Annotated in this window: 23 protein-coding genes and 1 riboswitch; of the genes, 6 read left to right on the top strand and 17 right to left on the bottom strand. The window is 43.3% G+C overall.

Going from position 1 to position 19,900, the window contains the following annotated elements:
• Positions 1 to 57: 57 nt before the first annotated feature.
• Complete coding sequence (locus ECA01S_RS00450) at positions 58 to 1,473, bottom strand: RecQ family ATP-dependent DNA helicase (protein WP_067389455.1); 1,416 nt, start codon at positions 1,471 to 1,473, stop codon at positions 58 to 60.
• Positions 1,464 to 2,462 carry a YpbB family protein gene (locus tag ECA01S_RS00445; RefSeq protein ID WP_067389452.1) on the bottom strand — a complete coding sequence of 333 codons (999 nt, stop codon included), beginning with the start codon at positions 2,460 to 2,462 and terminating at the stop codon, positions 1,464 to 1,466. The genes ECA01S_RS00450 and ECA01S_RS00445 overlap by 10 nt, the downstream gene beginning before the upstream one ends.
• A 30-nt stretch (positions 2,463 to 2,492) precedes the next feature.
• On the opposite strand from ECA01S_RS00445, the gene ECA01S_RS00440 reads away from it, so the two are divergent.
• Positions 2,493 to 2,702, top strand: coding sequence for a ferredoxin (locus ECA01S_RS00440; RefSeq protein ID WP_067389449.1), 210 nt, complete (start codon positions 2,493 to 2,495; stop codon positions 2,700 to 2,702).
• 78 nt (positions 2,703 to 2,780) lie between these two features.
• Here ECA01S_RS00440 and ECA01S_RS00435 read toward each other — a convergent pair whose 3' ends face one another.
• The 14 genes from ECA01S_RS00435 to ECA01S_RS00370 all read right to left on the bottom strand — a co-directional run bounded on the left by ECA01S_RS00435 (position 2,781) and on the right by ECA01S_RS00370 (position 14,417).
• On the bottom strand, positions 2,781 to 3,236 hold the full coding sequence (locus ECA01S_RS00435) for a hypothetical protein (protein ID WP_067389446.1): 456 nt from the start codon (positions 3,234 to 3,236) through the stop codon (positions 2,781 to 2,783).
• 139 nt (positions 3,237 to 3,375) lie between these two features.
• Entirely contained in the window at positions 3,376 to 3,984 is a 609-nt protein-coding gene (locus ECA01S_RS00430) for an ECF transporter S component (RefSeq protein ID WP_067389444.1), read from the bottom strand.
• Between the two features lie 125 nt (positions 3,985 to 4,109).
• A riboswitch (FMN riboswitch) is annotated at positions 4,110 to 4,234 on the bottom strand.
• 92 nt (positions 4,235 to 4,326) lie between these two features.
• Complete coding sequence (locus ECA01S_RS00425) at positions 4,327 to 5,043, bottom strand: pseudouridine synthase (RefSeq protein ID WP_067389442.1); 717 nt, start codon at positions 5,041 to 5,043, stop codon at positions 4,327 to 4,329.
• On the bottom strand, positions 5,043 to 5,618 hold the full coding sequence (gene scpB / locus ECA01S_RS00420; RefSeq protein WP_067389440.1) for an SMC-Scp complex subunit ScpB: 576 nt from the start codon (positions 5,616 to 5,618) through the stop codon (positions 5,043 to 5,045). Before scpB ends, ECA01S_RS00425 begins: the two co-directional genes overlap by 1 nt.
• A complete protein-coding gene (locus ECA01S_RS00415) occupies positions 5,615 to 6,361 on the bottom strand; it encodes a segregation/condensation protein A (RefSeq protein ID WP_067389438.1) in 747 nt (248 codons plus the stop codon). Before ECA01S_RS00415 ends, scpB begins: the two co-directional genes overlap by 4 nt.
• A gap of 4 nt (positions 6,362 to 6,365) precedes the next feature.
• Positions 6,366 to 6,731, bottom strand: coding sequence for a GNAT family N-acetyltransferase (locus tag ECA01S_RS00410; RefSeq protein ID WP_067389429.1), 366 nt, complete (start codon positions 6,729 to 6,731; stop codon positions 6,366 to 6,368).
• A gap of 11 nt (positions 6,732 to 6,742) precedes the next feature.
• The gene (xerD, locus tag ECA01S_RS00405; protein WP_067389427.1) at positions 6,743 to 7,627 is read right to left on the bottom strand and encodes a site-specific tyrosine recombinase XerD; all 885 of its coding nucleotides are present in this window, start codon (positions 7,625 to 7,627) and stop codon (positions 6,743 to 6,745) included.
• 94 nt (positions 7,628 to 7,721) lie between these two features.
• The gene (gene fur / locus ECA01S_RS00400; RefSeq protein ID WP_067389426.1) at positions 7,722 to 8,183 is read right to left on the bottom strand and encodes a ferric iron uptake transcriptional regulator; all 462 of its coding nucleotides are present in this window, start codon (positions 8,181 to 8,183) and stop codon (positions 7,722 to 7,724) included.
• A 111-nt stretch (positions 8,184 to 8,294) separates the two neighbouring features.
• Complete coding sequence (locus tag ECA01S_RS00395; protein ID WP_067389424.1) at positions 8,295 to 9,149, bottom strand: CvfB family protein; 855 nt, start codon at positions 9,147 to 9,149, stop codon at positions 8,295 to 8,297.
• 9 nt (positions 9,150 to 9,158) lie between these two features.
• Positions 9,159 to 9,467, bottom strand: coding sequence for an AzlD domain-containing protein (locus ECA01S_RS00390; RefSeq protein ID WP_067389417.1), 309 nt, complete (start codon positions 9,465 to 9,467; stop codon positions 9,159 to 9,161).
• Positions 9,464 to 10,162, bottom strand: coding sequence for an AzlC family ABC transporter permease (locus ECA01S_RS00385; RefSeq protein ID WP_067389414.1), 699 nt, complete (start codon positions 10,160 to 10,162; stop codon positions 9,464 to 9,466). The genes ECA01S_RS00390 and ECA01S_RS00385 overlap by 4 nt, the downstream gene beginning before the upstream one ends.
• 144 nt (positions 10,163 to 10,306) lie before the next feature.
• Positions 10,307 to 12,391, bottom strand: coding sequence for a cell division site-positioning protein MapZ family protein (locus ECA01S_RS00380; protein ID WP_067389412.1), 2,085 nt, complete (start codon positions 12,389 to 12,391; stop codon positions 10,307 to 10,309).
• Positions 12,392 to 12,535: 144 nt separating this feature from the next.
• Complete coding sequence (locus ECA01S_RS00375; protein ID WP_067391048.1) at positions 12,536 to 13,246, bottom strand: nucleoside phosphorylase; 711 nt, start codon at positions 13,244 to 13,246, stop codon at positions 12,536 to 12,538.
• Positions 13,247 to 13,286: 40 nt separating this feature from the next.
• On the bottom strand, positions 13,287 to 14,417 hold the full coding sequence (locus ECA01S_RS00370) for an MFS transporter (protein WP_373277531.1): 1,131 nt from the start codon (positions 14,415 to 14,417) through the stop codon (positions 13,287 to 13,289).
• Positions 14,418 to 14,766: 349 nt separating this feature from the next.
• Between ECA01S_RS00370 and ECA01S_RS00365 the strand changes: the two genes are divergently transcribed.
• The 5 genes from ECA01S_RS00365 to ECA01S_RS00345 are packed head-to-tail and all read left to right on the top strand — an operon-like array spanning position 14,767 to position 19,171.
• A complete protein-coding gene (locus ECA01S_RS00365) occupies positions 14,767 to 15,912 on the top strand; it encodes a PucR family transcriptional regulator (protein ID WP_067389407.1) in 1,146 nt (381 codons plus the stop codon).
• 1 nt (position 15,913) lies between these two features.
• Positions 15,914 to 16,657 (top strand): ABC transporter ATP-binding protein, encoded by a 744-nt coding sequence (locus ECA01S_RS00360; RefSeq protein ID WP_067389404.1) that lies wholly within the window; start codon positions 15,914 to 15,916, stop codon positions 16,655 to 16,657.
• On the top strand, positions 16,654 to 17,412 hold the full coding sequence (locus ECA01S_RS00355; protein WP_067389401.1) for an ABC transporter permease: 759 nt from the start codon (positions 16,654 to 16,656) through the stop codon (positions 17,410 to 17,412). The genes ECA01S_RS00360 and ECA01S_RS00355 overlap by 4 nt, the downstream gene beginning before the upstream one ends.
• Before the next feature lie 2 nt (positions 17,413 to 17,414).
• A complete protein-coding gene (locus ECA01S_RS00350; protein WP_067389398.1) occupies positions 17,415 to 18,425 on the top strand; it encodes an ABC transporter substrate-binding protein in 1,011 nt (336 codons plus the stop codon).
• A complete protein-coding gene (locus ECA01S_RS00345) occupies positions 18,422 to 19,171 on the top strand; it encodes an ABC transporter permease (RefSeq protein ID WP_067389395.1) in 750 nt (249 codons plus the stop codon). Before ECA01S_RS00350 ends, ECA01S_RS00345 begins: the two co-directional genes overlap by 4 nt.
• A 92-nt stretch (positions 19,172 to 19,263) precedes the next feature.
• Here the strand turns inward: ECA01S_RS00345 and ECA01S_RS00340 are convergent, their stop codons facing one another.
• Positions 19,264 to 19,896: a YfbR-like 5'-deoxynucleotidase gene (locus tag ECA01S_RS00340; protein WP_067389392.1), complete on the bottom strand. Its 633-nt coding sequence runs from the start codon at positions 19,894 to 19,896 to the stop codon at positions 19,264 to 19,266.
• Positions 19,897 to 19,900 lie beyond the last annotated feature (4 nt).

The following is a 19,900-nucleotide window of genomic DNA, read 5'->3' as shown; positions in this document are numbered from 1 at the left end:
TTCTTGCTCCATCAATTTTAGCAGAAAATTCCGTTTAACTGGTAGTGATTACGTATTTTAAGAAAAAAATAAGGTTTTTAAAATCGCTGACCATTCAGTCGGACCTTCAGGAATTGCGGCGGGTTCTTGGTAAAAAGCCGTTAATTCTAACCCGCAATTATCACAACAAACTTCCTTCGGCTGGCTGATTTCCGGGTCACCGAAATAGCGTTGAATCACGCGACGACGGCATTCCTTGGTTTCAATATATTGAATCATCGCCTGCAATTGCTGTGAACGTTCAACTTCCTTTTGCCGAATCCGCTCAATCAATTCTGACAGCTCATACTCCCCGTGCAGGTAACCAAGTAACCATTTTTGTTGCAATTCGGGTAAATTAGGGACTAATTGAGCTATCTCTTCACGAGCAGAAGTCTGCAGCGCCTCTAACAATAGTCGATTTTGCTGTGTTTCTTGCTGGAAAAAGTGATGGATTCGTTCATCCTGCTTTTGATACAGCAAAATTGCCAGTGCTGGCTGACCATCTCGACCAGCGCGCCCAAACTCTTGTACATAATTCTCTAAACCTGATGAAAGTTCATAATGTAGGACGAAGCGTACGTCTTGATGGTTAATCCCCATCCCAAAAGCATTGGTGGCACACAACAACTCTGCTTGTCCATTTTGAAATTGCTGTTGAATCCGTAATCGCTCATCACTGGCAAGTCCGCCGTGGTAAAACATACTGGCGTAGCCCGCTTCTCGCAAGGCTTGATTCAATTGCTCGACCTTTTTACGAGTAGCGCAATAAATAATACCGGGTCGGCTAAGATGAGGGAGCAGCTGAACTAGAGTTTCCCACTTATTAGTTGTTTCCTGAACCATCAAACCAATGTTGGATCGATCTACTGAGCCGCGTTCTGTAAAGGGCGTTTGTAATAGGAGCTCTTGAATCTCCGCTTGAACTGGTGGGCTAGCGGTAGCGGTCAAAGCTAAGGTCTGTGGTTGGCCGAGTGCCTGCTGAATACGTGGCAGCTTTAAATATTCCGGACGGAAGTCCACGCCCCACTGGGAAATACAATGGGCCTCATCTACCACAAAAAGGGCCAGTTGCAATTGCTTAAGGGTTTGTAAGACTTCCTCTTGTTGTAGTGTTTCTGGACTTGTAAGAATATAGTGGTAATCACGAATATGCCGTAACGCATACTGCTTTTCTTGAAACGACAGCTGACTATTCAAAGCCAAAACTTTTCGTTCCCCTAACAATTGCAGCTGTTGTTGCTGGTCTTCCATCAAAGAAAGCAGCGGCGAAACAATCAGAATGGCACCAGTTAGGAGCCGCCCAGGAAATTGATAGCAGAGGGATTTCCCTGTTGCAGTTGGCAGAATCCCCAATACATCTTGCCCGGCTAATAACTGCTGTATGATATTTTTTTGACCGGGACGAAAAGCAGCGAAGCCAAATTCGCGCTGCAAAATAGCCTCTAAATCCATTTCGTCTCCTCCCTTTTCTGCTTGATTTGCGCCAAACGGAACCAAAAATAATCTTGTGGTTCTTTTGTCGTAACAAACTGACGGTAATCCAGCTCCCGCATTGGCAGTTTCGCCTGTGCCACTACCTCGTCATAAATCGAAGCAGGATAAAAAGGTAATAGATCCAGCATGGCTAATTCCAATAGATGGTCACGAATCGTGCTTTCTTTCACACGTCGTCTAGTAGCCAATTCTGTCAAAGTTGCCGTAGGTGCTGCCTTTAAGAGCTGACGTGTTTCCAGCATGCTTTGGTTTAAGCCGTTCTTTAAGGTTGCGCCGACTAGTCCCAGTAAAAGTGGCGTTGTCTCCTTTGAAAGCAGGGCAAACAACTGATGCCAATCATTCCAATACTGCAGTGTATGCCAAGGAGCCGTTAACGGGTACAGCTGCTGCTGAGAGGCTCCCGTCGTCTGCCAGCCTGTAAACTGGCGCGCCAATAGGTCCGCTTGCGAATGTTTGAGAAATAGCGACTGCCACTCTTCGTACAGTAACTCAGACCCTGAGGCCGGTACTTGACGGAGCCAATTTCGAATCTGCTGGGTATAAAAGGGACTCGTTTCCAGGGGCAAGTAGCGCTTTTCATGATGAAGTCCTTCTGAAATCACTTGAACGGAAAACAGCAGCAAACGCCGCCCTTCGTCTTGACACTTCTGATAACGGTAGCCATCTAAAGTTGCTAATTGCGGTAGCTCTTCGGCCTCTAAGCGCGCTAGCCCTGCTGATGTGATCTGATACGACTGATGGACTGCCAGAAAGCCTTGATTAACTAGCGCATCGATTTCTCGCTGAAATACTTGTTCTGTCAATTGAGGCATGACGCCCAAAAACGGTAGTAAATCATTAAAATAGCCAAATAATAAAACAGATAATGTCCGTTTACCTTTCAAAAGCTGGAACAGGGTCGTTGCTTTCAGGTTGTATTGTGATTTAAATAAAGATAAAATAAACATAATGGATTCTCCTAGAAAGAAGTGATCATGATGCAGTGTGAACTTATTCCAGAACGTTGTATTGCTTGCGGTCTTTGTCAAATCGCCGCACCGGAGATTTTTGATTATGATGACGAAGGGATCGTCTTATTTAAAAACGAGCCTGAGGCCCACAAACAATTTGTGACAGCTGCCGACGAAGCATCTGTCATCAAAGCTTATCAGAAATGTCCAACACGAGCAATATTACTTCACGAATAAACCGGTTCCATTTTTAATAGAAGCAATTTAGACCAATCAAAGAAAAAACGTGCAGATTCTTTTCTGCACGTTTTTTTCTTATGGCGTCGTATGGTAGGCTAAATAATTGGGAACTTCAGCCGCTTGAACCGCAGCAAGTTCGTAATTTTGTTGATTCATATGCAAGAATAGTGTACTTCCCTTTTGGGAAACAGCTACTGGTTTTGTTAGCTGATACGGCTGTGTTTTTCCACCTTTTCGCATCCGCATACTTGTGACATTTAGCTCGCGTTGACCAAAAGGTTGGTTTTTAACTGTGCCGTAATAAATAGCATCTTGCCCCAGCTCTTTGGTTACAATAGCCACTTGGCTATCCTTCTGATAAACAGTCCCGACAACTTGTTGATCTTCTTTCACTTCATAAATATGTACAGGGGCTGGCGGCATAGTCCGTAGCGAACTCGTTTCGCGAATAAATAGACCCCCAACTAAAATCGCCAATACGATTAAAAACACCCCAAATATTTCCTGCAGCGAACGTTGCTTTTTCCACATAAGCCTCGACACCCTCTCCTTTTCATTGAAAGGAAGTATAGCATCTTTTCATTTTTTCAGAAAATCCCTTTTCTTGAGTCTTAATCAACTTAATAAAAAATTAAAAAACGCAGCTGTGCGTCTGCGTTTTTCAGTAAGTTTATTTGGTTAATGTTTTGGTTTGACCAATAAATCCTTGCTTTTTGCGTAACCAAGGAAGCAATTTAGCATGTAACACCAAGAAAACAGCGCTGACGATTCCGCCCTTGATCAAGTTAAAAGGAACAACTCCAATCAAGACATAGTTCATAAGTGGCATACCTAGCATTTGCATTGCATCAAGACCCAGCACTTTCAAGTAGATTGGCGTAATCACGAAGTAGTTCGCGATACTCATAAAAGTGGTCATGGAAATGATTCCTGTACCGACCCCTAAGATTTTGTTCTTCAGTTGGCTGCCACCATGACGGAAAAAGTAATACATTGGCATGGTAAAGAGTGTAGTGGCAAAAAAGCTCGCAATATCCCCTACCAAATTATCAGGCGAAAAGCCTGTTGCCAAAAGATGGACTAGCGAACGCACGAAGGCGGTAGTAATACCAGTGACCGGTCCGTATAGAAACATCCCGATCATAACCGGAATATCACTAAAATCAACTTTCATAAAAGAGAAAGCAGGGATGACCGGAAATGAGATCATTTGTAAGACGAAAGCAATTGCTGCCAGCATGGCAACGGCGACCATTTTGTGAACACGACTATTTTTCATATGAAATCCTCCAATTTAAGGACCCATCTTCAACGAACCTCTTTGACTCTACTCCAATAAAAAAACTCTATTTTTCTGCACAGGGAAAAATAGAGTTAGGATTATCTGAGTCGAAATCAAATAAGCCCTATCTTCTTTATCCAGACTTTACTGTCGGTATTGGAATTACACCAATTCAGCCATATCAAAAGATATGGTTCGTGGACTATCACCACCGGTCGGGAATTACACCCTGCCCCTGAAGACGAACCTTTATTTAGTTTTACAACTTTATTATACAGGCTGACTAAGAAATTGCAACCATTCGGTTTGTTATTTTGTGATATTTCACACAAAAGGACCTTATTTTGCGTCTTCTAGTAAAGTCGTCACTTCTTTTTTATGCAGCGGACGATATTGTCCTGGACGCAATCCTGCCAATGTTAGCGCACCATAGCGTTCTCGTTTTAATTTCTGGACAGGCAGTCCCACTGCTTGCAGCATATTCTTCACTTGATGATTTCGGCCTTCATGAATCGTCAGCTCGACAATACTCGTTTCTTTTTGATGGTCAACAGAAAGAATCTCAAAACGAGCAGGTGCTGTTTTACGACCTTCAATGCGGATACCCTTTGTTAAAGGCATTAATTTTTCTTTGCTGGCATTTCCTTTAACTTTGGCTACATATGTTTTCTCTACCTCATGTTTCGGGTGAGTCAGCTTTTGAGCGAAGTTACCATCATTCGTTAATAATAATAAGCCGCTCGTATCGTAATCTAGACGGCCTACTGGATAAATCCGTTCAGGTACACCAGCAAAATAATCGGTAACTACTGGCCGTTTCTTGTCATCCGTCACGGCCGAAATCACGCCCCGCGGCTTGTAAAAAATATAATAAACAGGCTCTTCTTGATAGATAGGTACATTATCGACTTCAATCCGGTCTTGTTTACTAACTTGGGTTCCTAGTTCACGAGTCACTTGGCCATTCACTTTGACCCGTCCTTCGGTAATCATCGTTTCAGCCTTCCGTCGTGACGCGATACCAGCGTGGGCGATGACTTTTTGTAATCTTTCCATTATTCTGCTCCTTCTTGATAGCGATCAAAGAAAAGATCGAGGGGCATCTCTTCACTGATATCCGCCTCCATTTGATCGATATCCGGTAATTCATTCAAATCTTTTAGACCAAAGTAATTCATGAAATAAGCGGTAGTTCCGTAAAGAATCGCCCGCCCGGGACCATCCACTCGACCTTTTTCTTCGATCAAGTTTTTAGCCACCAGTTTTTGAATCGAGCCGCCTGATTGCACACCACGGATCATGTCGATCTCAGCGCGTGCCAATGGCTGTTTGTAGGCTACGATTGCCAACGTTTCAAGTGCCGCCTGCGAAAGCGACTGAGACATTGGTGATTGGGCATATTTTTTCAGCAGAGGGGCTAACTCTTTTTTGGTAGATAACATAAAGCGATTGCCCGTCTCTAAAACATGCAGACCACTATCACCGTTTTCTTCATAGCGCGCTGCCAGTTCCTGTAATGCCGCAAACGCTTCGTCGGTAGGGACACCGATTAAAAAGCTGATTTCTTCCAGCTCAATACCTTCTTCTCCGACAACGAACAGAAGGGCTTCTAATTGCGCCGTTATGCTCATTGCTCTTCCTCCTCTGTTGCAAATAACATGATGGGTTCAAAAGGCGCGCTTTGTTTCACGCGAATCGTGCCTTTTTTCATCATTTCCAGCATGGCCATAAATGTCGTAACGACTTCGGACTTTGTGGCCGCGTTGAAGAAATCTTCAAACTGTAAACCCGACCGGTTCAGTCTCAATTGAGATTGAATCAAATGGATTTTGTCGTCGATTGACACATCTTCACTCGCCACAGTCGTCTCCAAAGGACCTTGTTGTTTCCGTTTTTCCAGCATTTGATGAAAGGCTAAAAAGAGATCAATCGTATTAAAGCGATTCGGATCCAATTTAGGCACTTCACTCTGATACGGAGACAAGTTCATGGGTTCCTTCGTGTAAAAAAGACTGCGGTCCTCTTCTTTGGCATGCAAAGTCTGCGCCACATATTTATATTTGCGATACTCCAGCAATTGCTCCACTAAGGCATCACGAGGGTCTTCTCCCTCTTCCAGTTCCTCAATTTCCGGCAATTCTGGTTTAGGCAGCAACATTTGACTTTTAATGGCCATCAAAGTCGCCGCCATCACGAGATATTCGCCAGCTACTTCTAACTCTAACGTTTGCATCGTATCGATATAGTGCAGATATTGTTCTGTGATAGTGGCGATGGGAATATCATAAATATCTAATTCTAAGTGTTGGATCAGATGCAATAAAAGGTCAAGGGGACCTTCAAAAACATCCAATTTTACATTGATTTCCTGCATCGTCCTACTCTTTTCTAGAACGGTCCCGCCATTTAGCGAGAAATGCCGCCGTATTCGGCGTTCCAACTAGTGTCTGTTCAGGATATAGTTCTTTTAATTGATCTAAAACCTCAAAGCCGGCCCCTTCACCACGATAAGACGGCACAATGGATACGTCATGCAAAACCAGCCGGTCTGGCAGTTCTTCAACTCCGACGATTCCTTGAATATTACTACCACCCTCAGGCTGCCATAAATAAAGTCGTAAGTTGCTGTCTGTTTCATAACGTTCTAACGAATACAGGACATGCTGCGAATCGCTCAAATGATCGTGAAAGCTTAATAACCCCATCGCAATTTTTCGATGCTCTTTTCGATAGGTCTTTAACATGTTGTTCCTCCTTATGCACGCGGAAAATGTTGTTTATAAACATCCGCCATGCGCTGCTTGGTAATATGCGTGTAAATCTGCGTAGTAGAAATGTCCGCATGACCTAATAATTCCTGGACGATTCGCAAATCTGCCCCATTTTCCAACAAATGAGTCGCAAAACTGTGCCGCAAAGTATGAGGAGTGACGGTTTTCGTAATGCCCGCCTCTCGCACAATTTGCTTCAGATTTTTCCAGATTCCCTGACGTGAAAGTCTACTGCCGTGGTGGTTCACAAAAAGGTGTTCTTCTGCCCCTTTGACTAAAAACGGACGAGATTCTTCCAAATAAGTGTTGATCCACTGAATCGCCAAATCACCCAAGGGCAAGATTCGTTCTTTGTCGCCCTTGCCTATCGTTTGCAACAATCCCAATGATAAATGGAGATCCCGCATCTTCAGCTCCACCAATTCACTGACACGCAACCCAGTCGCATACATAACTTCTAAAATCGCCCGATTGCGGATACCCAGAACAGTCGTTGTATCTGGTGTTTCAATCAGTAACTCCACTTCCTCAATTGAAAGCGTACTTGGCAGTTTTTGCGCTTTCTTAGGTGTATCAATATGTTGCATGGGATCATGATCAGTGTGCCGCTCTTGCCGCAAAAATTGATGGAACCGACGTAAACTGGTAATCATCCGCGTAATCGTGGCATTGGATTTTTGTTGGTCATGCAACGCTTGCAGAAAATCTAATACTAAAAAACGATCTACCTCATTAAAATCGGTAATCTGGTGTTGTCCTAGAAACTGTTGGTATTGGCTTAGATCGCGGGCGTAACTCTCCCGTGTATTCTTGGAAAGTCCCCGTTCGATCTGCAAATAATGAAGATATTCTTGAATCAGTTCGTCCATGGTGTCTCTCCCTTTCGAGCTCTATCATACCAAAATCACGTCTGAAAAAAAACCACTAGCAGGTGCAAAAAGAAAAAGCCGTGCTCAATCTGATTTAAGCACCGCTCTTTTTCTTCGCCTGACAAGCAGAACAGATCCCGTGGAAAGTCAATCGGTGATCCTTTACGATAAAGTTATAACGCTGTTCAACGATTTGTTCCACCTCACCTAGAAGGTCCTCCTCGACTTCTTCGATACTGCCGCAGTCCAAACAAAGAAGATGGTGATGAAAATGTTTGGCGCCTTCTTTACGGAGGTCATATCGCGCTAAGCCATCGTTGAAACTTACTTTGTCAACAATTTTCAGTTCCGTCAAAATTTCCAAGGTCCGGTAGACCGTGGCTAAGCCGATCTCTGGGCTTTTATTTTTAACTAACATGTAAATTTCTTCCGCAGACAAGTGGTCTTTCTCATTCTCCAATAAAACCAGAACCGTGGCTTCTCGTTGCGGTGTCAATTTAAACCCTGAATCATGAAGCTGCTGCTTCGTTTTTTTCAATGCCGCAGTCGCGTTCATCTCAACACCTCTTTATAATCATTCTAATCAAGAAAAGGAATCTTTCCTTTTAAATTAAAATAAGTATAAAATAAGACAGTTATTTTTGCAAGTAATTCTCAATTAGAATTCTTATTTAATGAAAATTGTATAGCCATCTTCTTGCTTGATTGCCTTCTGCTTTAGAAGATTTCCAATTGCTCGCTTAAATTGACCTTTGCTGATACCAAAGGTGGCCTTGATTTCTTCTGGTGAAGATTTATCTGTTAAAGGAATTTTGCCTTCTGCCGAGCGTTCCAAAACGGCTAAAATCATCTGTGCATCGTCTCCGATTACTTCATGTGCCCGTGGTTTCAATGACATATTCAAGACACCATCTGGGCGGATACCAATAACCCGCGCCTGTACGATTTCACCCAATCGTGGTTCATTAAAGCGTTCAGAAGGATGAACAAAGCCTAAATAGAAGTCCTCTGTCAGCAAATAAGAACCCGCTAACTTCAAACGGAAAATCGTGCCTGTCATATTTTTGTTTAAGAGGGTTTCGCTCCCTTTTCGGGATAGAGAACGGAAGATTTTTTCATCCGCTAACTGTGCCCACAAACGTGATTTATGGTCTACTCGTAAGCTGACCATCAATTGATCACCTTTTTTGGGCCACAATTCTTTCATTGTTGGTAATTCATCTAATGACACTACCATGTCTTTATCAGGCAGTCCGATATTCACGAAAACGCCTAAGTCTCGTCGGACATCCGTGACCGTTGCGAAAGCATAGTGCCCAATTCGGCTTTTAGGAATCATGGTTGTAAAACGTCGTTCGTGTTTTTGGTCTATATAGGCGAAGCCTTCAATCGCATCACCAATTTCATGGGCTCCTTCAGTTTTAGCTAACTGATAAGTAATACCCGCTTTTTGTACAGCGTAATCTTGTGGATTTTCATCAATCACAAGGGCTGTAAATACATCTCCTAGTTGTTCCATCATAGTCTCCTTTTAAAAAAGCAAGCGCAAAAGCGCGATTGCTGCAATTCCAGTTACAACAGTTTTCATCAAATCTTGGGTCCGAATCGCTACCAAAAGAGTTGGAAGTGCCGCGAGTGTTTCTAACTGTTTAAAGCCGATCCAGCCGTTCGCTTGAACTTCTAAAATACTCTGAAACGTCAACGCCGTCAAGATAGAAATCGGTAGAAACTTCAAAAAAGCTAAAACCGGTTTTGGAAAAGCCACGGATTTTGCCAAGGCAAAAGGCAACACGCGGGGAATCCAAGTAACGATACTGCAGCCAATAATCAATCCAATCATTTTTCCATCACCACCCCTACTCCACAACCAATTAAGGTTGCCAAGATCACACTCATCTCGGGACTGAACCAATACATGAAGCCGTATAAACTCAAGGCGACACTAGCCATTACCCACATTACTTTTGGCTGCTGCTTCAAAGCAGGAGTCGCCTGCAAGACTAATAAACCAATAAACATCCCCGTCAGTGCAAAATCCAACCCTAATAAATGTGGATCTGGCAACCAATTTCCCAGCAGTCCTCCCAGAACCGTCGCGCAGATCCAAGTCAAATACGCTGTAAAATTCAATCCTTGGACCCAAGGAAAGGCGATCTTTTCTCTCGCAGCCAAAGGTAAGACTAGGACGCCGTATGATTCATCTGTCAGTAACGTACCAATGGCAATTCCTTCTTTTAAGGGGAGTGAACGAAAATAAGGTGCCACCGACATACTCATTAAAAAGTGACGTAGATTCACCAAAAAAGTCGTAAAAATAATAGCTGAAACAGGTGCTTGGAGCGCAATCATCCCGCAGATAATAAATTGCGCGCTTCCTGCATAAATTAAAATTGACATCATGGCAATCTGCCAAACGGCTAAGCCGACACTCTTTCCCACCACCCCACAAGCGATACCGATACCTACATAGCCCAAAACGGTAGGAAGACAAGCCGCGACACCTTGCCGAAACGTTTGATAAGTTGTTGTTTCCATAAATCAGCCTCCTTTTTCCTATCTTACGAAATTTCTACAGAAAAGAACAGAAATATATAGAACTTTCTGAAAATTAACAGCTTAACTATCTACTCCTGCAAAAAAACGACCTTCAAAAAAAATTGAAGATCGTTTCTTACTTTATTAATTATTACGTGAGGCATTTCCTTGAAACCAACCTGTTTTACAATTGATTGTGACCAAGTAAACCGGCAATTGGGAATCTGGCGTTCCTTTTAATAAAGAGGATGCGCTAGAAGTCCCATACAAATTATAATAGCCTTCACCATTTTCAATCGCGACTGGCTCTAGCGTATAGCCACCGGCCACGATATAACCACGATCAATACAGGTTTGAATCACTTTCGCTTGCACGCCAGGTGCCCAATCCCACGCCGCATTCGCTGTATCAGCTACCTGGGCTTGATTGGTTGCCATCCAGGGCTGATTCGTACTAGCGTTAGCACTAGTAGGCTGATCCTTGGCTGCTTCCGCTGCGGCTTCTTTTTCTGCCGCGGCTTTTTCTTCGGCAGCCTTAGCCGCTGCCGCTTCTTCTGCTGCCTTTTTTCCCGCTTCAGCCTTGGCTTGCGCCTCCGCCTTTTTCGCAGCGGTCAAAGCTTCTGCAAAGTGCTCATTTTCCGTTTTAACTAGCGCTTGATTTTTCACGGCCTTCAAGGCTGTTTCTGCCACGGCTAGTTGTTCAGATGTCGCAGAGGCGACTACCTTATCCGTATAAATGGCCTTCATTTTTTCTTGTGCACTTTTAACCATCGCTAACTGCTCTCTAGCAGCTGCTAATGCTTGATTAGCCTTCTTATAAAAAGCATCTGTTCCCGTAAAATCTTCAGGGATAGCGGCAGTGGCGGATGCTAGTAAGCCATCTTTCACATCCGAACCGACTAAGACAGGTTCCGTGAAAAGCTTGTTCACAGTTTGTGAAGCGGCTTGCTTTTCCTCAAGCTCGTCCATGGCCGGCTGTTGCGCCGTTTGTTGCGTCTTCGTTAATTTAGTAAAGTCTTGTTGCAACTCTGCTAGGGAAGGTCCATTTTCTCGCAAATAGACACCATCCGCAGTATAAAAAGAATTCAGCAAGGATTGGAAGGTCTCTAGCGCTTTCGCCTCAGTGGCGGCCTGCTGTTGCTGCGCTTGATGTTGATGGGCAGCCCAACCAATTCCGCCGCCAGCTAGGACCACAACAGCCAACCCGATATATAACCCTTTTCGCACTTTTTTAGGCTTTTCAGGTTGACTTGGCTCTGTGCGCTCGGATGCTGAGGTCAAAGTTGCTGCCGGTTTATCAATCGCTTGTGCGGTTTCATTCGGCTTTTCTGCAGAAGCTGCGACCACCTCAGTATTATCATTTGGTTTCTCAGGTGCGGCTACTTCAGCGGTTATGTCACTCTTTTCCGACGCAGGAGGTACGGGAGATTCGATTGTTACTTCATCTTGATGCTCTGAAACAACCGTTTCATTTGCTGATTGTACAGGAACTGGTGCTGGAACTTCTGCGTCCTCGTTCACTTGATCTAATGGGGTAGCGCTATTCTCGGAGGTCTCATCAGCTAGTTCTTCATTAGCAGCCGTTTCCGGCACTTTAACAGGTTCCTCTAGTTCAGCATCTGCCGATGGTGTACTTGTTTTTGCTGACTCAACTTCATCCGTTGGTGGTTCCTCTTCAGTGAGGGAGGCTTGGTTTACTTCTATCGGCGCTTTCGTTTCAGCAGAATCGTCTTCCTGTGCTAAAGGCAGTTCTGTGGTTGTGGGTGTCTCATTGGCTGTTTCTGTTTCAGCAGCAGGTTCTTCTGCTGGCTCAGCTTCCTTTTCATCAGAGGCAGCCGTTGCTTCGACTTCCGCCTCTTCTGGCATAGCAGATTCGTCAGAAACTAACCCTTGGGCCTTTTCAGCCTCCTCTGCTTCCACTTCGGCTTCCTGCTCCGCATATTGTTCCAAAACTTCCGCAACAGTCATTTCTTTTACTTCATTTATCGCAAGACCAGGCGCCACTGCACCATCGGCCTCTTTTGTCTCATCATTTTTCGTAGTTTCAACTGGCTCTTCTACCTCCGGAACTTCCGGCTCGGCAGAAACTCGGGAAAAGTCGTAAAGCTCTTGTAAATACGTATCGTGATGGCCGGGGATACGCTGTCCCGCAAGATCGAAAAGATCACAGTTGGGGCAATAGATTTCATTGTCTGCTAAGTGATAACCACAGGTAGGGCATCTTTTCATTCCTATAATCTCCTCTTTCTTCAATAGTACAAATCTAACACAAAGCTGGTTGAGAAAAAAGAGTTCCTTTTTGTTTTTTTGTTAAGTTTTTATAACAAAAGAAACGAATGAACCCGTTATATGACAAGTTCATTCGTTTCTTGACTAGTTTAAGGCAGCCCGCAAAACAGCGTTTGCAGCTTGTCGATGAATGCGGCGATAATCTTCATCGTTGGTCCATTTCTCATTGTGACGACTAACATGTACAACTAATGAGTTGGCCACCGGAACTTGATAGAGACTGCCTAATAAATACAAAACGGCCGTTTCCATCTCACAATTAAGAATCCCACGGTCAATCCAGTTTTGCATAAAATCAGCGGCAGGTTTTAAAGGTGTACCAATCATCGAACTACGTCCCTGACCTAAATAATAGGTCTCAGAAGTTAAGCCGATTCCTGTATGAACCGTCATACCTGACTGGATCATTTCTTGATGGATTGCCGTTAATAAGAATGGGTCAGCTACTGCTGGAAACTGTTCAGGCACATAGGCGCCTAACATCCCTTGCGAACGAGCCATCCCGTTATTTAGAATCATATCACCCGGTTTGATGCCTTCTTGCCAAGCGCCACAACCACCACAGCGAATAATCTTTTTGGCCCCATTTTCAATCAACTCTGTCACAGCAATCTCCGTCGAACCAGAACCAATGCCAGTCGAACAAATGGATACGGCATGCCCCTCAAAGCGACCCACTACTACGACAAATTCACGGCTATCCACCACCGTCCGTTTTTCTTCCCAGTTTTCCGAGATAAGGGCTACCCGACCTGGGTCCCCGACAATAATTGTCACCTCGCCTAAATCGCCCATGTTGAGACCTTTCAAATGAATACTCACGTTTTTATTCCTCCTATTTAACTTTCAACGATAAAACGCACGCTAACGAAATCAAATAAAGCACCGACAAAAATAGCATTGCAACTGTTAAGGAATAGTGATCGAGGAAAAAACCAATAAAGACGGCTGAAAAGCCACCAACTGCCCGACCAATATTGAAGATGATATTGTTAGCTGTTGCGCGAATATGTGCTGGATATAAGTTTCCGACAATGGCCCCATAGCCGGCATTCATACCATTACAAAAGAAACCTACGGCAGCGCCACCGATTAGAATCAGTAAAGGCGTTGCAGCGAATGAATAGACGAATACTGCAACTGCTGAAGCAATCAGAAATGTCGCATAGGCTACTTTCGCTCCAATTTTATCCATAATCTGACCAAAAAACAACATACCTAACGACATTCCCGCAATTGTCACGATCATCCAATAAGAGGAGCCTGAAACAGATAAGCCAATTTTTTGCTGCAGAATCGAAGGCAGCCAATTCATTAGACCAAAATATCCCGCAACCTGAGCAATCGCCATGATCGTCAAGCGAATCGTGGTGGAAGCACGTCCTTCAGTAAATAACTCTTTAATAGAAGGCTTGGTTTCAGCCACCGCTTCTTTCCATTCCGTACTGTCTTCTAAATTGAAATGAGCATAGATGGCTAAGAAAATTGGTAAAGCGCCAAAGACAAACAAGCCACGCCAACCAAATACTGGAATGATCAAAGCCGCCGCCACTGCCGCAACGATGCTACCTAATTGCCCTGCAATCGTAACATAAGAATTGACCCGGCCTCTTTTTTCAGAAGAAAAAGTGTCTGCTACCATTGACATCACAACGCCATATTCGCCGCCACTACCGACACCGACAAGAAAACGCAGCAGATAAACGACCCAGATATTGGTAGCAAATGCCATTGCCCCTGTTGCGATCGCAAACAATGCCACCGTCACAACAAAGATTTTGGCACGCCCTTTACGATCTGCCAATGTACCAAAAATAATACCACCGACTAGCATCCCCATGTTAGTGATGGTCGAAATAAAACCGCCGGCAGTTCCACTAATGCCAAAGTCTGTAATCATGGTTGCCAAGACAAATGACAGTAGCATTGTACTCATACTTTGCAGACCAAGTCCTGACATCGCCATTCCTAAGATTTTTTTCTGCTGTTTGTCTGTCCCTTTAATTGATGTTTCCATTATTAATCCCCTTTCAATCACGCTCATTATTACGCTTTCACTTTATCATGCTCAACTCACAACAACTATTGGATGTTTCTACAAAAGGCATGTTGATTTACATGGAGCTTTCACTAAAAAAGTGCAAGTTTTTTGAAAGCGATTGACTTTGTGAGGTGAAGATTTAACATAAAGCAAAGAAACATCTTTTAAAACCTTTACAAAGACTTAAAAAAGATATCGTTTACAATCTTACAAAATCCTAATGTTTCTTGTTATTTATAGAGTGATTGGCTATTCTCTGGAAAGGAGGTTTGCTATGTTAACACTACGAAATCTATTTTCAAATACGGAGCTGCCCTTGATTCCGTTAAATGATGATTTTAATCAAAACCAGCTGATTCGTTCCGTAACCGTTATTGAATCAACCAATGTAGCAACTTGGCTGCAAGGTGGCGAATTTCTATTGATTACCGAAGATACGCTGCTCCACAAAGTAACTGATTCGGTAAAATTATTGCAAACGCTGATTTCTTTTCGTTGTGCTGCCCTCGTTATTAAAGGTGATCCTGCGCAGCTGTCACCAGAATTTGTTCAAGAAGTTGAAGCATCTCATTTTCCCGTTTTTCTTTTACCGCAAGACGTGACCTACTTAGAAATTATGAATCCGATCAATGAACAGCTTTTTATGTTAAAGCAGGCGTTGTATTTAAAACAAAATTTAGGTGCCTACCTTTTGCGGACACCTAACCCCGTACTGGATACACTCTATTCTCCCACGCTGGATTTAAGTACCCCGTTATGGGTCAGTGTGCTAGTCGCCGAAAAGCAATTGGCGGAAACTGCTGCTGATTTCAAGGAACAAGAACGTATGCGGCTACAATTGATTGAAAAATTAGAGAATTTAGTCCAATTACAGCAGCTAGACGATTACATTTTATTAGAAGAAATATCAGGTTGGAACCTGTTGTTAATCCATCGTCAAAAAGAAAGCCAAGGCTTATTAAAAATTTGGCCGACCTTTGATGAAACCATGCCGTTTCACTGGGGCGTCAGCGATTGTCTGCCACTAACCCAGACATACGAAGCCTTCCAACAGGCACACTTTGCCCAGCGAATGGAACATTTGATTCCTCAACAAAAAGTTCTCTGTCATTTTACCGAAGTGGAGTTTTATCAGCTATTGGATAAAGTTTCACTTGATGAATCACTGCAGCATTTTTTCCGATTCACTAAAATTTTACAGAAACACCCTCAGTTATTGCAGACATTGGAAATGTATTTTCGTTCCAATGAACAGCTAAAAACTACCAGTGATCAGTTGTTCATTCATATCAATACGCTGCGTTACCGCTTAGAACGGATCCATGAGCTGACCGGCTTGGATTATACAAAATCGTCTGATAAGGTCAAGCTCTTCCTAGGTATCATCCATTTAAAAAACCAATTGAAAGTGAGCAAATAATATGACTTCTCTTATTACGATCCAAGATGTTGGAAAAACCTTCCAAACTGCTGCCAACGAAACCATCAATGCCTTAGCTGGCGTAAACCTAGAAGTTGAACAAGGCGATTTCATTTCCTTGATTGGTCCCAGTGGTAGTGGTAAATCAACGTTGCTACGAATCATCAGCGGTCTCGAAACTTATGATACTGGAACTATCACCTACCACACGACGGATGAAAATAATGGGTTTGTTTTTCAAGATTCCGTCTTGTTTCCTTGGAAAACAGTCTATCAAAACATTGTATTCCCCTTAGAAATCAAAAAGCAAAAGACACCGGAAAATCTAGCTCGTGTCGATGAATTGCTTAAAATGGTTGGCTTGGACGCTTTCCGCAACTCACTGCCCAAGGAACTGTCAGGTGGGATGAAACAGCGAACTTCTATCGCGCGCTCCCTTTCCTATGACCCAACAGTACTGATGATGGATGAGCCCTTTGGTGCTTTAGATGCCATGACCCGTGACAGCCTAAATTTAGAATTATCCCGTATTTGGAAAGAGTCACAAAAGACGATTCTATTCGTAACACATGATATTGACGAAGCGGTTTTTCTTTCCACAAAGGTGGCCATCATGAGTGCGCGTCCAGGAACTATCAAGGAAGTCTTACCAATTGATCTTGGTGCTGAGCGCGATCTAAGCGTGCGTTCTTCAGAAGCCTTTGCAGGCTACACAAACTACTTGAGAGGAATGTTGGAACATTGAAAAAACACTGGTTAAAGTGGCTTGACCCCATTATCTCAACGGCCCTACTGCTGATTATTTGGCAAGTCTATATCACCCAAGCAAATGTCCCAGGCTTTATGCTGCCGAGTCCTTTAAAAGTCTTACAGGAAATCGCGCGACAGTTAACCGGCAGCAGTATTTGGTATCATATCGCCGTCACCAGTATTGAAACTTTAAGCGGTTTTTTATTAGCTGTTCTATTGGGCATTGCCAGTGGCTACGCTATCTATAAATCAGAAAATCTACGAATCACAGTTATGCCCTTCCTAATCTTCTTTCAAGTAGCACCCAAAATCGCATTAGTCCCAATTTTTATCATTTGGTTTGGCTTGGGCTTCTTTTCCAAAGTCATAGTGGTTTTCTCTATGGTTTATTTTCCAATTGTGCTGGGAATGTTAGACGGTCTTCAGGCCATTCCTAAAGATATGCGCGATTTTATGAAGATTTTAGGCGCCGATCGTAAACAGCTTTTTAGAAGTCTTGAGATTCCCTACGCCTTACCTGCGCTCTTTGCTGCATTTAAAATAGGAATCGTTCAAGCCTTGATTGGTGCAACCGTTGCGGAATGGATGAGCGGACAAAGTGGTCTCGGTTATTTACAGACCTTCGCCTCTTCAACTTTCAATACACCGCTTTTGATGGCTGGTATCTTCTTTACTATCGCACTAGGCTTATTGTTCTATGAAGTGATTCAACTGTTAGAACGCCGACTATTGTCTTGGAAGGAGGAGTAATGATGAGAAAAATCGTAGGATTACTACTTTTGTGCGGCTTACTTTTTGCGGGATGTGGCACTAATCAAAATAGTCCAGTAGAAAAATCGGCTGGGAAAAATAAAGTCGCCATTCAAATCGATGGCGCCGCTACTCCATACTATGCCCCGCTATATCTGGCTCAGGAGAAAGGATACTTTGCCGAAGAAGGTTTAGATGTCGAATTTTACTATGCTTCTGCAGCTGAAATCGTAAAAAATGTGGCAGCTAACAACGTCGCTTTTGGGTTTCCTAACTCTGATCCAGTTGTAATTGGTCGTGCCAATGATGTACCCGTCAATATTATCCATACTACTTACCAAGAGGGTTTGGGTTCGGTCATCTTTAAAGACAGCAGCGGCATCAAAACACCTCAAGATTTAAAAGGAAAAACGATTGGTATTACTTCATACGGTAGTCCCAACTACATTCAACTGCAAGTTATGCTGGAAAAAGTCGGGTTGTCTATTAATGATGTGGACATCAAAATCATCGGGACCGGCGCCATCGTCAATGCGCTTGTTTCAGACCAAGTTGATGCAATCTGCTTCTCAATGTTACGAACGTATGATTTGCGGGCCCAAGGCGAAGCCGTCAGCGAGTTCCGTTCAGAAGATTTCATGCCAACTCAAGGAAATGTGTTGATTACATCCGAAACTTTCCGAAAAGAACATCCTGAAATCTGTACGGCTTTTATTCGCGCACTAGATCGAGCTATTGGTTATCTAGTAGATGGCCATGTCGAAGAAGGCGTTGCGCTGGCAATTGAAAAATACGCGCCCGGCGCCAAAGGAAATGAAGCAAAAATCGTCGAAATCATGGAAAAAGAATTTGTGCCTCACCTATGGCAAAGCAGTAATACCGCTACTCATGGCTTTGGTTATTCTGATCTGACCCGTTACGAAGAATACATCCAACTGCTGACAGATTACGGACTGATTGAAAAAGCGTACCCGGCGGTAGATTTAGCCGTGAATATGGAGGTGGAGAAATGAAAAATCATCGTGTTTGGCTCTATCCATCCTGCTTATTAGTCTTCATTCTACTCTGCTGGGAAGTCGCAGTTAAGGTCTTGGCGGTACCTAGCTACTTGTTACCCGCCCCAACTGCATTAGGCAGCTACTTCTGGAATTATTTGCAGACCGGAGATTTGCTCCTCAATCTTTGGACCACGTTAAAGGAAATCTTCATCGGAACGATCTGGGGCATTTTGGTAGGACTCCTATTAGGCTACTTAATGGCAAAAATAAGCTTGATTGAGCGTTTGCTGATGCCGCTGATTTTAGTCATTCAAATTGCGCCCAAGATTTCCTTAGCACCGCTATTTATCCTCTGGTTTGGCTTAGGTATTGGTTCGAAAGTCGCACTAGTCATTTTAGTTGTTTCCTTTCCAGTCATGGTAAATGAGCATATGGCCTTGAAACAGATTGATCAAAACTACCGTGATTTTTTGACGGTCCTAAAAGCAAACCATTGGCAGCGATTTAAAACATTAGAATCGCCCTTTGCCTTTGCGGCCGTCATGTCTGGCGTTAAACTGTCCTTGACTCAAGCCATGACCGGGGCCGTAATCGGTGAGATGATGGGGGCTAAATCAGGACTCGGTTACTTGTTGACCTACGGAAATGAGATGTATGACATCAATATCATTCTAAGTTCAGTCATTGTATTATCTGCTTTAGGTTTGATTCTTTACTATTTAGCCGAGCTGATTGAAAAAAAAATCTTATATTGGCGCTAGTTAAGTCACTTGGCAAATCAAACAACGCCTCCTCTTGCACAGTAATAGGCAAGAGGAGGCGTTATTTTGTATTGAATAAACACGATAGAATCTCAGTCTTTTAGAAGATTATGAATGGTTTCCACGAAATCTGCTCTACCATAAAAATTCGTTGCAAGTAAATCTGGAAAGATTTTTTCGAAAAAGTAAGTAACGGATGGTCGCTCGCTAAAACTTTTGATTGTACTCACCGCTTCTTTAAACATCTCTTGGTAAACAGGCTCAGGATTATTTTTGACGATTTCCTCGTAAGACTCATACAGTAGATCAACTTTATCCGCAATCGCTAAGATTTGCCCTTCAACGGTTTGGTCTTTTCCTTCAAATAAACGCCGCCGATAAGCCGCTTGAAACTCTTCAGGAATTTCTTGATGAATAAACTCATCGGTCATTTTTTCTTCCACCGTTTGTAGCATACCGCGTAGCTCAGCATTGGCATATTTAACAGGCGTCTTGATGTCACCAATAAAACGTTCGGTATAGTCATGATTCAATGCCTTTTCATACAACAATTGCCAATCAATTGTATTTCCGGCAGCTTCCTCAATATCCCCTAAGACTTGAGCAATCGAAGTCACGCGATAAGAGTGTGCCGCAACTGTATGCTCAGTAAATTTGAAAAAGCCCGGTGCCCGGTTGATTTTTTCTAGATTTGTCAATCCTACTATATATTCATTTAAGCCCATCTCG

Origin of the sequence: Enterococcus canis NBRC 100695 (assembly GCF_001544375.1) — a bacterium.
Classification (GTDB): domain Bacteria; phylum Bacillota; class Bacilli; order Lactobacillales; family Enterococcaceae; genus Enterococcus_H; species Enterococcus_H canis.
The sequence above is the reverse complement of the archived record's forward strand: the minus strand, read 5'-3'. Positions and strand labels throughout refer to the sequence as shown.

Coding starts and splice junctions, on each gene's coding strand:
- ECA01S_RS00450 (WP_067389455.1), bottom strand. CDS start 1,473: ATGGATTTAGAGGCTATTTTGCAGCGCGAATTTGGCTTCGCTGCTTTT.
- ECA01S_RS00445 (WP_067389452.1), bottom strand. CDS start 2,462: ATGTTTATTTTATCTTTATTTAAATCACAATACAACCTGAAAGCAACG.
- ECA01S_RS00440 (WP_067389449.1), top strand. CDS start 2,493: ATGCAGTGTGAACTTATTCCAGAACGTTGTATTGCTTGCGGTCTTTGT.
- ECA01S_RS00435 (WP_067389446.1), bottom strand. CDS start 3,236: ATGTGGAAAAAGCAACGTTCGCTGCAGGAAATATTTGGGGTGTTTTTA.
- ECA01S_RS00430 (WP_067389444.1), bottom strand. CDS start 3,984: ATGAAAAATAGTCGTGTTCACAAAATGGTCGCCGTTGCCATGCTGGCA.
- ECA01S_RS00425 (WP_067389442.1), bottom strand. CDS start 5,043: ATGGAAAGATTACAAAAAGTCATCGCCCACGCTGGTATCGCGTCACGA.
- scpB (WP_067389440.1), bottom strand. CDS start 5,618: ATGAGCATAACGGCGCAATTAGAAGCCCTTCTGTTCGTTGTCGGAGAA.
- ECA01S_RS00415 (WP_067389438.1), bottom strand. CDS start 6,361: ATGCAGGAAATCAATGTAAAATTGGATGTTTTTGAAGGTCCCCTTGAC.
- ECA01S_RS00410 (WP_067389429.1), bottom strand. CDS start 6,731: ATGTTAAAGACCTATCGAAAAGAGCATCGAAAAATTGCGATGGGGTTA.
- xerD (WP_067389427.1), bottom strand. CDS start 7,627: ATGGACGAACTGATTCAAGAATATCTTCATTATTTGCAGATCGAACGG.
- fur (WP_067389426.1), bottom strand. CDS start 8,183: ATGAACGCGACTGCGGCATTGAAAAAAACGAAGCAGCAGCTTCATGAT.
- ECA01S_RS00395 (WP_067389424.1), bottom strand. CDS start 9,149: ATGATGGAACAACTAGGAGATGTATTTACAGCCCTTGTGATTGATGAA.
- ECA01S_RS00390 (WP_067389417.1), bottom strand. CDS start 9,467: ATGATTGGATTGATTATTGGCTGCAGTATCGTTACTTGGATTCCCCGC.
- ECA01S_RS00385 (WP_067389414.1), bottom strand. CDS start 10,162: ATGGAAACAACAACTTATCAAACGTTTCGGCAAGGTGTCGCGGCTTGT.
- ECA01S_RS00380 (WP_067389412.1), bottom strand. CDS start 12,391: ATGAAAAGATGCCCTACCTGTGGTTATCACTTAGCAGACAATGAAATC.
- ECA01S_RS00375 (WP_067391048.1), bottom strand. CDS start 13,246: ATGGGCGATTTAGGCGAGGTGACAATTATTGTCGGGGACCCAGGTCGG.
- ECA01S_RS00370 (WP_373277531.1), bottom strand. CDS start 14,417: ATGGCGATGTCAGGACTTGGTCTGCAAAGTATGAGTACAATGCTACTG.
- ECA01S_RS00365 (WP_067389407.1), top strand. CDS start 14,767: ATGTTAACACTACGAAATCTATTTTCAAATACGGAGCTGCCCTTGATT.
- ECA01S_RS00360 (WP_067389404.1), top strand. CDS start 15,914: ATGACTTCTCTTATTACGATCCAAGATGTTGGAAAAACCTTCCAAACT.
- ECA01S_RS00350 (WP_067389398.1), top strand. CDS start 17,415: ATGAGAAAAATCGTAGGATTACTACTTTTGTGCGGCTTACTTTTTGCG.
- ECA01S_RS00345 (WP_067389395.1), top strand. CDS start 18,422: ATGAAAAATCATCGTGTTTGGCTCTATCCATCCTGCTTATTAGTCTTC.
- ECA01S_RS00340 (WP_067389392.1), bottom strand. CDS start 19,896: ATGGGCTTAAATGAATATATAGTAGGATTGACAAATCTAGAAAAAATC.